Source organism: Ruegeria sp. AI3 (assembly GCF_056541245.1).
The window spans coordinates 98,895-111,244 of record NZ_JBQFYA010000008.1 but is presented as its reverse complement, the minus strand read 5'-3'; the positions used below and the strand labels follow the sequence as shown (position 1 = coordinate 111,244).

Here is a 12,350-nt window from a genome sequence, read left to right as displayed (position 1 = left end):
TTAGCCCTCTTGCCGCAGCACGTCCAGAAAGGCCGCCCCAAACCTTTCGTGACGACGATCGCCCAACACTTGTTCGATCCCGCGTGAGTCATCGGGCCGCATCTGCGCCACCTTCGCCAGTTGCGAGGCCGTGCAGCTGAGCGGCTTGTCGATCCCATCTGGCCCGCGGGACAATTGTGACTGCACCTCAAGCAGGCGATCATAGATTTCGCCCTGCTCGCGCCCGGCCAGCTTGCGCCGCACAGGGTGGACCGCTTCGACGGCCCCGGCGATGACCTCAAGGAAGGTGTCGCCATAGCGTTCAAGCTTTTTGGCCCCGACCCCTCCGATCCGGGCCATGCCGTCCAGTGTTTGCGGGCGTTTCTCGGCCATTTCGATCAGGGTGCGGTCGGGGAAGATGACATAGGCAGGCACGCGCGCGGCTTCGGCCAAAGCGCGGCGCTTGGCCTTGAGGGCAGAGAGCAGCGGAGCGTCTTCCTCGGCAACCATCTCCTTGACCGCCGGGCGGCGCGCGGCTTTGCGGATCGTATCCTTGCGTAGGTTGATCTGCGCCTCACCCTTCAGGATCGGTTTGGCGGCCTCGGTCATGCGCAGGGCACCGTGGCGTTCGGGGTCGGGGCGGACCAGATCATGGCCCATCATCTGCCGAAAGATCGCCTGCCATTGCGGGCGCGACCAGTCTTTGCCGATACCCCAGGTCGAAAGCGTATCATGGCGGCGCGCGCGGATCTTGTCGGTTTCATTGGCCAGAAGGATGTCGATCAGATGGCCACTGCCAAACCATTCCTCGGTCCGCAGGATCGCCGACAGCGCCATACGGACGGGAGTTGTGCCATCAAAAACCTCGGGTGGAGTGTCGCACAGATCGCACTTTCCGCAGGGTTCGGTTGTTTCTCCGAAATAGCCCAGCAGAGTCTGACGACGGCACACCAGCGCTTCGGCAAGACCTAGCAGTGCGTTCAGGCGTGCATGATCGGCCATGCGCCGTTCTGGTGGGGCGAGGCCTTCATCTACCTGCGACCGACGCAAGCGAATGTCATCGGGACCATACAGGGTCAGGGTTTCAGCCGGGCCGCCGTCGCGCCCGGCGCGGCCGATCTCTTGGTAGTAGGCCTCGATGGATTTGGGCAGGTCAGCATGGGCGACCCAGCGGATATCGGGTTTGTCTATGCCCATCCCGAAGGCGACGGTGGCGACGACGATCAGCCCGTCCTCGCGCGCAAAACGCGTTTCGACAATGCGCCGGTCCTCGGGGTCCATACCGCCATGATAGTGACAGGCTGAATGTCCTTCGTCGCGCAGAGCCTTGGCCAGCACCTCGGTCTTGTTTCGGGTGCCGCAATAGACGATGCCGGATTGGGTTTTGCGCGCAGCGGCGAAGTCGAGGATCTGTTTGCGCGGACCATCCTTGGCGGCAAATGCCAGATGGATGTTGGGCCGATCAAAGCCGCGCAGGAACTTGCGAGGGGTGCCACCGTCGAACAGTTTCTCGACGATCTCGTCCTGCGTTTCGGCATCCGCCGTGGCGGTGAACGCGGCCAGAGGCACGTTCAGGGCGCGCCGCAACTCTCCGATCCGCAGGTAGTCGGGGCGGAAATCGTGTCCCCACTGGCTGACGCAATGCGCCTCATCCACAGCGATCAGGCTGACATTGATCCGACGCAACATGCCCAGTGCAGACCCGGCCGCCAGACGCTCGGGCGCCATGTAAAGCAGCTTGAGCCGCCCGGCTTCGAGCGCCTCCCATACTGCATCGGTTTCCTCAGGCGTGTTGCCCGAGGTCAGCGCCCCGGCTTCAACCCCTGCCTCCTGCAAGCCTCGGACCTGATCGCGCATCAAAGCGATCAGCGGAGAGATCACCACCGTCACACCGTCGCGCAGCAGTGCAGGTAATTGAAAACACAGGGATTTGCCGCCGCCCGTTGGCATGATCGCCAGCACGTTTTCGCCTGCAGTCACGGCATCGACGATCTCTTCCTGACCGGGGCGGAAGTCGTCGAATCCAAAGACATCTCGCAGCAGGGGTGCGGCGTCGAACATGTGCGGGGTTGCCCTGTTTTAAGGTTTATCTGCTCTTAAGAAAGGACAATCACACACTAAGATTCGGTGAACAAGAGGTCAGACGAAATAGCCCGCATTGTTGATCAGGATGATCCGCGCCGCATAGACCCCGATCAGCACGACCAGAGGGGTCAGATCCAGCCCGCCCATATTCGGCAGGATGCGTCGGATGGGGCCGTAGATCGGTTCGAGTATGCGGTTCAGGCCGTACCAGATCTGCGCGACCAGCTGTTGGTGCAGGTTAAGCACCTGGAAATTGATCAGCCAGCTCATGATCACGTGGGCGAGGATGATGAACCAGACAATGTCCAGGATCAGCAGCAGGATTTGGATCAGCGACAGCATGGGTACTCCGTTCTTTCACCGAAAAAGACCTAAGCACACACGCCGCAAAGAGCAAGCCTGCGCCAACTGAAAGCTTGCGAAATGGGCCAAACACCCGTCTTATTGGACAAAAGAATAACTGGGGCAGTCATGGCAGAGATTTCCAATCGCAAGCGCATCTGGGGCTGGTGGTTTTTTGATTGGGCATCGCAGCCTTATCATACGCTGCTGGTCACTTTTGTTTTCGGCCCCTATTTCGCCGGAGTCGCCGCAGGGTATTTCACCGATGCCGGGCTGGACCCGCAAGCCGCCGCCGCACGGGCGCAGACGGTCTGGGCCAATTGCCTGACCATCACCGGGCTGATCATCGCTTTCGGCGCGCCTCTGCTTGGGGCAATGGCAGATGTTTCGGGTCGCCGCATACCGTGGATTTTTGCGTTTTCGGTGATGTATGTGGTGGGGTCCGCCGCACTTTGGTACACGATGCCCGACGGTTCAAACATGTGGCTGATGCTGTCGGCCTTCGGGCTGGGCTTTGTCGGGGCAGAGTATGCGCTGATCTTTATCAACTCGCAGCTGCCTGATCTGGGCGATGATAGTCAGGTGGGTGAGATCTCGGGCTCGGGTTTTGCCTTCGGGTATTTTGGTGGGCTGATTTCTCTGGCGATCATGCTGGCGCTGTTTGTCGAACAACCCAGCGGTAAGACATTGATCGGGATGGAGCCTGCGCTGGGACTTGATGCCGCCACTCGTGAGGGTACGCGCTTTGTTGGACCTTTCACCGCCGCGTGGTTCGTTTTGTTCATGGTGCCCTATTTCCTGTGGGTACGTGATGACCCGAAAGCCGAGAAAACCGGCAGTTTCGCCGAGGCGCTACGCCTGCTGGGGCACTCAATCTCGAACCTACGGCACCGGGTCAGTCTGGCGACCTATCTCGGGTCGTCGATGTTTTACCGCGACGCGTTGAACGGGCTTTATAGCTTTGGCGGGGTCTATGCGCGGCTGGTTCTGGAGTGGGATCTGATCAAGATCGGTGTCTTCGGGATTGTCAGCGTTCTGGCCTCCGCCATTTTTGCGTGGATCGGTGGCAAGTTGGATCGGAAATACGGCCCTAAACCTGTCATTCTGGTTGCAATCTGGGTGCTGATCTTTGTCTGCGTCACCGTCGTTTCGATGGACCGGACGCAGATCTATGGCGTAGCGCTACCTGAAGGGTCCGGACTGCCCGACATGGTGTTTTTCGGCTGTGGCATCCTGATCGGCGGGATGGGCGGGGTTCTGCAATCCGCCAGCCGCTCAATGATGGTGCGCCATACCGATCCCGAAGCTCCGGTTGAAAGCTTCGGCCTTTATGGCTTGTCCGGCCGTGCGACTGCCTTTGCCGCGCCGTTGCTGATCGGGGTGGCAACGACTGTGACCGGTAGTGCAAGACTAGGGGTGTCACCAATCATTCTGTTGTTTATTCTGGGTCTATTCCTGATGCGCTGGGTAAAGCCGGAAGGGGATCAGAGCAGATGATTTTACTACGTTTTTTGGCACTATTAGCCACGATCACATGGGCAGGCACGGCGGGGGCGCAGCCTCTGGCCAAGCAATTGTTCGGGGCGCAAAAGCAAAGCTCACAACAAAAACCGGCCGCTTTCGGCAGTTATTCGCGCGGATGCGCCGCCGGATCGGTGCAACTGCCTGAAACCGGGCCCACATGGCAGGCCATGCGCCTGTCGCGCAATCGCAACTGGGGTCATCCCGAGGCGATCGATTACGTGCAGGACCTCAGCCGGTTTGCGGCCAAGCAGCCGGGCTGGAATGGTCTCTATGTCGGGGATATCAGCCAGCCGCGGGGCGGGCCGATGACCTCGGGCCATCGCTCGCACCAGTTGGGGCTGGATATCGATATCTGGATGCTGCCCGGAGACAACATGCGGCTGTCGCGTAACGCGCGTGAGAATATCTCGTCCATTTCCCTGCGTCGCGCGAACGGAGCATTCGTGAACGGCAACTGGACCAAACAGCACCATGCTGTGCTGCGTGCAGCCGCAAAGGACAAGCGCGTCGCGCGGATTTTCGTGTTCCCCGGTGCCAAAGTTCAGATGTGCAAGGAAGAGAAGGGTAACCGGGCTTATCTGCGTAAGATCAGGCCTTGGTGGGGGCATCACTACCACTTCCATGTGCGCCTGAAATGCCCGCGCGGGTCTAAAGGCTGCGTCAATCAGGACCCGCCGCCAAAGGGTGATGGCTGCGCACAAGCGCAGGAATGGGTCAACAATATCCTCAACCCTCCGCCACCCGATCCGAACGCACCTGCGCCCAAGAAACGTCGCGAATATGTTTTGGCCGATCTGCCCCAGCAATGCGCTACCGTTTTGTCATCCAACTGATTGCCGCTGCTTTGTGGGCCGGTCAGGTCGCAGCGGTTGAGGTCAAAAGCGCCACATATCTGGGCAGCTATACATGGGTTGAGGCAAGTGATTGGTTCGGGGGTTTCTCAGCCATTCACCTGAGCGAAGATGGATCCTACGCTGCGATTCTGAGCGACCGTGCGACCTTGGCCACGGCCCGGATCACCCGTGATGGAGATGCGATATCGGGTGTCGAAGTGCAAAACCGCGGGCCGCTTCTGTCCAGCATGGGGCGTAAGCTGAGCGGCCGGGCGGGGGATTCCGAAGGAATCGCCCTTGCGCCAGGTGGCGGCTTTTTCGTGTCCTTCGAAGGTGTTCATCGCGTGGCCTATTATAGCTCTCCGGAGGCCAACGCGCAGGTTCTGCCGCGCCCTCAAGCCTTCAGCGCGCTGGATCGCAACGGCTCATTCGAAGGGCTGGCGATTGACAGGCAAGGGCTCCTCTATACCCTGCCGGAGAAAACCCGCACGGCGAGCGGCGATATACCGGTTTTTCGCTGGGACGGGGCCACCTGGACGACCCCTTTTACCCTGCCACAGCGGGGTCGCTTCCTGCCCGTTGCCGCTGATTTCGGCCCGGATGGGCGCTTCTATGTGTTGGAGCGCTCGGTCGCATTCATCGGATTTCGGACCCGACTGCGCCGATGGGACGTCTCAAATGACACACCTCGCGCCGAGGAGGTTCTGCTGGAAACCGAAACCGGCACATATGACAACCTCGAAGGTCTGTCGGTCTGGCGCGACGATCAGAACCGCCTGCGCGCCACGATGATCTCGGACGATAACTTTCTGGCGCTACAGCGGACTGAGCTGGTGGAATACCTCCTGCCCGATTGACAGGACCAGACCAAGGGTCTAAACGCACGGCTTGCCTTGGGATGAGCCCTTGGCCAAGTCGCCGCTACCTTGTCAAAACGGGCATCTGAAAATGCAACGCTCTTATATTCCCGGCATCCTTGCCATGGCCGCCATTGTTGTGGCCTCGAACATTCTGGTTCAGTTCCTGATCCTCGACGGTCTGCTGACCTGGGGTGCTTTCACCTATCCGCTGGCCTTCCTGGTCACTGACATCATGAACCGCGTCTATGGCGTGGGTCCGGCCCGCAAGGTCGTGTTCGCCGGGTTTGTCACCGGTATCATCTGCTCGCTGATCGGTAGCCAGATCATGCTGCAGGGCGATGGTTTCACCTATGCCGCCGTACCGCTGCGGATCGCTGTTGCCTCGGGCACCGCCTTCCTGATCGCGCAGCTGACCGATGTCACTGTGTTCAACGCCATGCGTGGTGGCCGCTGGTGGCGAGCGCCGTTGGTTTCGACTCTGGTCGGATCGGCGCTGGACACTGCGATCTTCTTTACACTGGCCTTCTCGGCCTCGGTCACTTTCTTCGGCGCCAACGCTGACGCAGCAATCAACTGGGCATGGGAGCCTGTGCCGTTCATGCTGTCCGGCCCGATGGCTCCGCTGTGGGTCACGCTGGCCTTTGCGGACTGGCTGGTGAAGCTGTCACTGGCCCTGATTGCCCTGATCCCGTTCAAGGTGATCGTCGCCCGTCTGACCGCCGCACAGCCTGCGTAAAAAAGTGCTTTGAGAATGGCGCATCTTGTGTCAGGCTCAAAACTAACCGCAACAGATAGAAAAGGAGGTGATCCAGTGTCAAGAAAGAGATTGGAGAGAGGTGTTGGAACAACCGGGGGGAAAGCCTGCTAGGGCAGCCCTTGGCGGAGCGCTCGCTCCGGCTGGTCGATTGATCTAACCGACCCGACCTCCTTGTACTTTCGAAGGGCCGTCCCACCGGGGCGGCCCTTTCTGTTTCCTCCCGCGCCTTGTAAGGTCTGACCCATGTTGCGCATCACAGACGATATCATTCTGCAGGATTGGGAAATGACCGAGAGCTTTGTCCGCTCCTCCGGTCCCGGTGGGCAGAACGTCAACAAGGTTTCGACCGCTGTCGAGCTTCGGTTTGAGGCCGCGCGCTCTCCATCCCTGCCGGATCCGGTGAAGAACCGCTTGAAACGTCTGGCCGGGCGGCGCTGGACCAAGGATGGCGCGATCATCATTCAATGCGAAGAAACCCGCTCTCAGGCCCGCAACCGCGAAATTGCGCGCAACCGATTGGCAGAGCTGATCGCCCGAGCGCTGGTCAAACCCAAGCGGCGGATTGCCACCAAGCCCACCTACGGCTCGGCCAAACGCCGTCTCGCCGCGAAAAAGGCCCGTGGCGACGTAAAGGCGCTGCGCGGCAAAGTATCTGAAGATTGATCTGGTATCTTGCCGACCTGTTGATACTCTGACCCGCAAAAACGGCAGGAGGGTAACGCCATGAGGCTGGAGGGGAAAACGGCAATCGTAACCGGCGGCGCATCTGGATTCGGGGCCGGGATCGTACAGACGTTTCTGGCCGAGGGCGCGCGCGTGATGATCGCTGACATCAACGGCGACGCGGCGCAGGACCTGGCGGCCCAACTGAGCTCCGCCGCCATAGCGCAGCGGGTGGATGTCAGCGACGGCGCGTCGGTTCAGGCGATGGCCGACGCGGTCGAGGCCACCTTTGGGCAGCTCGATATTCTGGTCAACAACGCGGGCGTCACCCACATGCCCACCCCGCTGGAAGACGTGAGCGAAGAGGATTTTGACCGCGTATTCAACGTGAACATGAAGTCCGTCTACCTGACCGCCCGCGCCTTTGTCCCGGCGATGAAAGCGCGCGGCGCCGGGGCGATCCTCAACGTCGCCTCAACTGCCGGGCTGTCGCCGCGCCCCAATCTGAACTGGTACAACGCCTCCAAGGGCTGGATGATCACCGCGACGAAAACCATGGCGGTCGAGCTGGCCCCCTCCGGCGTGCGGGTCAACGCCATCTGCCCGGTTGCCGGGGAAACGCCGCTGCTGAAATCCTTCATGGGCGAAGACACGCCCGAGATTCGCACCAAGTTCCTCTCGACCATCCCTCTTGGCCGCTTTTCAACCCCACAGGACATGGCCAACGCGGCCCTGTTCCTCTGCTCGGACGAGGCCAGCATGATCACCGGCACAGCGCTTGAGGTCGACGGTGGCCGCTGCATCTGATCCGCTCTTCATCTGGCCAAAAATACCTCCGCCGGAGGCAGCGCGCGCCAGCGCGCTTTCGGCCCAACACAAAAGGTGAAAATGACCCCCGGACTCCGAAACCTGATCACCGATGTCCCCGGCCTTATGGTCGGCAACGCACAGGACACAGCGCTGAAGTCCGGCACAACCGTTCTGACTGCCGATGCACCATTCACTGCCTCGGTTCACGTGATGGGCGGAGCCCCCGGTACGCGCGAAACCGACCTGCTGGCCCCCGACAAATCCGTCACCCATGTCGATGCCATCGCTTTGTCCGGCGGATCGGCCTTTGGTTTGGATGCCTGCTCGGGCGTCTCGGACGCGCTACGGGCACAAGGCCGGGGGTTTCCCGTTGGGGACATCCGGGTCCCAATTGTCCCCGGCGCTATCTTGTTCGACCTGTTGAACGGCGGTGACAAGTCGTGGGACGAAAACCCTTACCGCGCTTTGGGACGCAAGGCTTTCGAAACCGCCAGCGAGGACTTCACCTTGGGCACAACTGGGGCAGGGACCGGAGCCTTGGCGGCGATGCACAAAGGCGGGCTGGGCTCGACCTCATTCGTTTTGGACAACGGAGTGACCGTTGGCGCTTTGGTGGCAGCGAACCCGCTGGGTAGTGTGACAACGCCGGGTGATCGCCACTTCTGGGCCGCCCCGTTCGAGATTGGCGATGAATTTGGCGGTTTAGGGCCTGATCCCAGCGCCGGACTGGGCCAACCGCAAATCAGCCGTAAGTCGCAGGCCATGCGTGCCGACCCGCAGAGGGCCAACACGACGATAGCAATCGTTGCCACCGACGCGGCCCTCTCCAAACCTCAATGTCAGAGACTGGCGGTCGCCGCCCATGATGGGATCGCGCGCGCAATCGTTCCCGCGCATACGCCGGGCGATGGCGATCTGGTGTTTGGCGTCAGCACCGGGGCAAAGCCCATGACCTCGGAGGTCGAGCTTGGGCAGATCGGCCATGCGGCCTCTCTCTGTCTGGCGCGGGCGATCGCGCGGGCGGTTTATCTTGCGACACCTGTCTACGACGATTTGCTACCTTGCTGGTCGACTCTAAACGCGACAGATTAGAAACGCCTGTACAAGCGCCTATAGGCGCGTATGCGCGGCAATCTGCGCGTTGACTCTGGGCCGTTCAAAAGCACCATCTGCGCAAGCCACCAAGTATCGGAGCCAAAATATGAATCGCATCCTAGCTACAGCAATCATCGGCCTGCTGGCCCTGCCAGCCTATGCGGAAGGCGACGCCGAAGCAGGCAAGAAAGCCTTTAACAAGTGCAAATCCTGCCACATGATCGCAGACCCAGAGGGCGAAGTGATCGTCAAGGGCGGCAAGACCGGGCCGAACCTCTATGGCATCGCGGGTCGGACTGCGGGCACCTATGAGGGATTCAAATACGGTGACAGCATCGTTGCTGCCGGTGAAAACGGGCTGGTTTGGGACGAAGAGAGTTTCGTCGCTTATTCGCAGGACCCTAAAGCGTTCCTGAAGGATTACCTGGGCGAGACCTCGGCCAAATCCAAGATGTCGTTCCGTCTGAAAAAAGGCGGCGAGGATGTCTATGCCTACATCGTGAGCGTCTCTGGCCAGTAAAATCGGCCGAAAATCCTGTTGGACATGACGAAAGGCCGCACACCTGCGGCCTTTCGTGCGATTGATAACCTGACCAATCATTGCCACTTTCGTTCCATGCGGTGCCTGTGCTCAGCCTTATGACACCGAACCGCCACGCCGATCTGGCCACTACATAACCCCAAATTCCCGCTGTTCCGGCGGATCGGCATCAGGAGATGACAGATGGGATTGATGATTCCGGCCTGGGTTGATGGCCAATTGACCCCCGTCGACAAGCTGGAGGCGCATGAAAAGGGCCTCAAGCACAAGGCCGTGTCTGTCTTTGTCGTGCGGGGCACCGAAATTCTGCTGCAGCGTCGCGCCATGGGCAAATATCACACGCCGGGTCTTTGGGCGAATACCTGCTGCACGCATCCCGACTGGAACGAAAGCGCCTCAGCCTGCGCTGTGCGTCGCCTGCGTGAGGAATTAGGGATCACCGGCCTTTACCCGGAATACCGCCACCGGCTGGAATATCACGCTGATGTTGGCAACAGCATGGTGGAACATGAGGTCGTTGACGTCTTCCTCGCCCATGTCCGTGGACCGTTGAAAATCGAGCCTAACCCGGACGAAGTGATGGATATCCGCTGGATCGACTACCATGATCTGCTGGCCGAAGTGCGCCGCCATCCCACCCGTTTTACGCCGTGGCTCAAGATCTACCTCGCCAACCATGCCGACACGATTTTTGGCCCAGATCTGATCATCTCGGCCAAGAGGTAAGCGCTGCGCCTTGCAAGGACCGCCCAAGCCGCCTACATCATCGCGTCATGGCCAAGCAGAAGACAGACCCGAATTACAAAGTCATCGCCGAGAACCGGCGCGCCCGCTTCGATTACGCAATCGAAGAGGATATCGAGTGCGGCATCATGCTGGAGGGCTCTGAGGTCAAATCCCTGCGGGCGGGCGGATCGAACATCGCCGAAAGCTATGCCTCGGTCGACGACGGTGAGCTATGGCTGATCAACAGCTACATTGCCCCCTATGAGCAAGCCAAGGTGTTCAAGCATGAAGAGCGCCGCCGCCGCAAGCTGCTGGTGTCGCGCAAAGAGCTGTCAAACCTTTGGAATGCAACCCAGCGCAAGGGCATGACGCTGGTGCCGTTGGTGCTGTATTTCAACCACAAGGGCCGGGCGAAGCTGAAGATCGGGATCGCCAAGGGTAAAAAGCTGCATGACAAGCGCGAAACTCAGGCCAAGCGGGATTGGTCGCGGCAGAAGCAGCGGCTGATGAAAGATCACAGCTAAATTGAAACGCTGTTGAGGGCGGTGCCGGGCTGAAGCCCGGCCTACTTGGTGTTTGGAGACCGATCAGAACGCCATGGCCGCCTGAACGGCGCGTTTCCAACGGGAATAGGCGGCGTCGCGATCCTCTTGCGGCATGTCAGGCTCGAATCTTTGATCCAACTGCCATGTCTCGGCGAAACCATCCTGATCAGGGTAGACTTCAGCCTTCATGCCCGCCAGCCAGGCCGCGCCCAAGGCGGTTGTTTCCTGCATCACGGGCCGATCCACTGGCGCGCCCAGAATGTTCGAGAGTCCCTGCATGGCCCAGTCAGATGCGCTCATCCCGCCATCGACGCGCAGGATCACCTCTGCCTCGGCCCCCCAGTCGCCCTGCATGGCGTGCCACAGGTCTCGGGTCTGGAAAGCGATGCTTTCCAGTGTGGCACGGGTGATTTCGGCCCGGCCCGAGTTGCGGGTCAGCCCGAACACTGCGCCACGGCAATCCGGCTTCCAGTAGGGCGCGCCCAGCCCGGTGAAGGCGGGCACCAGCACCACGTGCTGGTTCGGATCGGCCTGCTTGGCCAGATCGCCGCTCTGCGGGGCCGAGTCGATGATCTGTAGCGCGTCGCGCAGCCACTGCACGGCGGCCCCGGCAATAAAGATCGAGCCTTCTAGCGCATAGGTCCGTTGCCCATCCAGCTGATACCCGATCGTGGTGAGTAGACGGTTCTTCGAGGCAACCGGCTGCGTGCCGGTGTTCAACAGGGCAAAGCAGCCAGTCCCATAGGTCGATTTCATCATGCCGGGCTGGAAGCAAGCCTGTCCGATAGTGGCGGCCTGCTGGTCCCCGGCCACGCCCAGAATAGGGACATTGCCGCCAAGCAGCTTTGTCGCGCCGAAATCAGCGGCGCAATCCAGCACCTCTGGCAGCATCGCCATCGGGACGTCCAGCAGATCGCAGATCTCAACGCTCCATGCGCCTTTGTGGATGTCGAACAACAGGGTCCGGGCGGCGTTGGTGGCATCGGTGACGTGCTTACGCCCTTCGGTCAGCCGCCAGATCAGGAAACTGTCGATGGTGCCGAACAGCAACTCTCCGGCTTCGGCCTTTTCGCGGGCGCCGGGAACGGTATCCAACAGCCATTTGACCTTGGTGCCCGAGAAATACGGGTCCAAAAGCAGCCCGGTTTGCAGGGTCACGTCATCCTCGCACCCGGCTTGTTTGTAGCGGGCGCATATATCGGCGGTGCGGCGGTCTTGCCAGACAATGGCATTGTGGATCGCCTTGCCGGTGGACTTGTCCCAAACAACGGTGGTTTCACGCTGGTTGGTGATGCCGATCCCGGCGATTTGCGCAGGCGTTGTGCCCGTGGTTTCCATCACCTCCTGACAAACGCTCAGAACGCTGTTCCAGATATCCTCGACATCATGTTCAACCCAGCCTTCCTGCGGGAAATGCTGGGGAAATTCCTGCTGCGCCGTGCCCACGCGCTGCATCTGAGCGTCAAACAAAATGGCGCGCGATGATGTCGTGCCCTGATCAATAGCCAGAATATATGTCATGCCCGCGTTCCTCCCCCGGTGGTGTTTTGCGGGACTTTAGCGCAAACACTCGCGCAGGGGCCAGAGCAG

Annotated in this window: 13 protein-coding genes; 10 read left to right on the top strand and 3 right to left on the bottom strand. The window is 60.4% G+C overall.

What is annotated here, in order from left to right; translation table 11 throughout:
- Together recQ and ACRZ95_RS13470 are read right to left on the bottom strand one after the other, a co-directional pair.
- The gene (gene recQ / locus ACRZ95_RS13475) at nt 1–2,040 is read right to left on the bottom strand and encodes a DNA helicase RecQ (RefSeq protein WP_170679514.1); all 2,040 of its coding nucleotides are present in this window, start codon (nt 2,038–2,040) and stop codon (nt 1–3) included.
- 78 nt (nt 2,041–2,118) lie between these two features.
- The gene (locus ACRZ95_RS13470) at nt 2,119–2,406 is read right to left on the bottom strand and encodes a YggT family protein (protein ID WP_170472916.1); all 288 of its coding nucleotides are present in this window, start codon (nt 2,404–2,406) and stop codon (nt 2,119–2,121) included.
- Between the two features lie 129 nt (nt 2,407–2,535).
- Here ACRZ95_RS13470 and ACRZ95_RS13465 point away from each other — a divergent pair, with 129 nt between their 5' ends.
- The 10 genes from ACRZ95_RS13465 (at nt 2,536) to smpB (ending at nt 10,739) form a co-directional block, all read left to right on the top strand.
- Nucleotides 2,536–3,903: an MFS transporter gene (locus ACRZ95_RS13465; RefSeq protein WP_170679512.1), complete on the top strand. Its 1,368-nt coding sequence runs from the start codon at nt 2,536–2,538 to the stop codon at nt 3,901–3,903.
- The gene (mepA, locus tag ACRZ95_RS13460; protein ID WP_170679510.1) at nt 3,900–4,763 is read left to right on the top strand and encodes a penicillin-insensitive murein endopeptidase; all 864 of its coding nucleotides are present in this window, start codon (nt 3,900–3,902) and stop codon (nt 4,761–4,763) included. The genes ACRZ95_RS13465 and mepA overlap by 4 nt, the downstream gene beginning before the upstream one ends.
- Nucleotides 4,736–5,620, top strand: coding sequence for an esterase-like activity of phytase family protein (locus ACRZ95_RS13455; protein WP_170679508.1), 885 nt, complete (start codon nt 4,736–4,738; stop codon nt 5,618–5,620). Before mepA ends, ACRZ95_RS13455 begins: the two co-directional genes overlap by 28 nt.
- 91 nt (nt 5,621–5,711) lie before the next feature.
- Nucleotides 5,712–6,359 (top strand): queuosine precursor transporter, encoded by a 648-nt coding sequence (locus ACRZ95_RS13450; protein WP_170379493.1) that lies wholly within the window; start codon nt 5,712–5,714, stop codon nt 6,357–6,359.
- A 264-nt stretch (nt 6,360–6,623) separates the two neighbouring features.
- Nucleotides 6,624–7,043: an alternative ribosome rescue aminoacyl-tRNA hydrolase ArfB gene (arfB, locus tag ACRZ95_RS13445; RefSeq protein WP_170679506.1), complete on the top strand. Its 420-nt coding sequence runs from the start codon at nt 6,624–6,626 to the stop codon at nt 7,041–7,043.
- Nucleotides 7,044–7,103: 60 nt separating this feature from the next.
- Nucleotides 7,104–7,850, top strand: a complete 747-nt coding sequence (locus ACRZ95_RS13440) for an SDR family oxidoreductase (protein ID WP_170679504.1) — start codon at nt 7,104–7,106, stop codon at nt 7,848–7,850.
- An 81-nt stretch (nt 7,851–7,931) separates the two neighbouring features.
- Nucleotides 7,932–8,945: a P1 family peptidase gene (locus ACRZ95_RS13435; RefSeq protein ID WP_170679502.1), complete on the top strand. Its 1,014-nt coding sequence runs from the start codon at nt 7,932–7,934 to the stop codon at nt 8,943–8,945.
- 109 nt (nt 8,946–9,054) lie between these two features.
- On the top strand, nt 9,055–9,468 hold the full coding sequence (locus tag ACRZ95_RS13430; RefSeq protein ID WP_170679500.1) for a cytochrome c family protein: 414 nt from the start codon (nt 9,055–9,057) through the stop codon (nt 9,466–9,468).
- A gap of 204 nt (nt 9,469–9,672) precedes the next feature.
- A complete protein-coding gene (gene idi / locus ACRZ95_RS13425) occupies nt 9,673–10,215 on the top strand; it encodes an isopentenyl-diphosphate Delta-isomerase (RefSeq protein ID WP_170459547.1) in 543 nt (180 codons plus the stop codon).
- 47 nt (nt 10,216–10,262) lie between these two features.
- Nucleotides 10,263–10,739: an SsrA-binding protein SmpB gene (gene smpB, locus ACRZ95_RS13420; RefSeq protein WP_170379480.1), complete on the top strand. Its 477-nt coding sequence runs from the start codon at nt 10,263–10,265 to the stop codon at nt 10,737–10,739.
- A gap of 63 nt (nt 10,740–10,802) precedes the next feature.
- Here smpB and glpK read toward each other — a convergent pair whose 3' ends face one another.
- Nucleotides 10,803–12,281 carry a glycerol kinase GlpK gene (gene glpK, locus ACRZ95_RS13415; protein WP_170679498.1) on the bottom strand — a complete coding sequence of 493 codons (1,479 nt, stop codon included), beginning with the start codon at nt 12,279–12,281 and terminating at the stop codon, nt 10,803–10,805.
- Between the last annotated feature and the right edge of the window lie 69 nt (nt 12,282–12,350).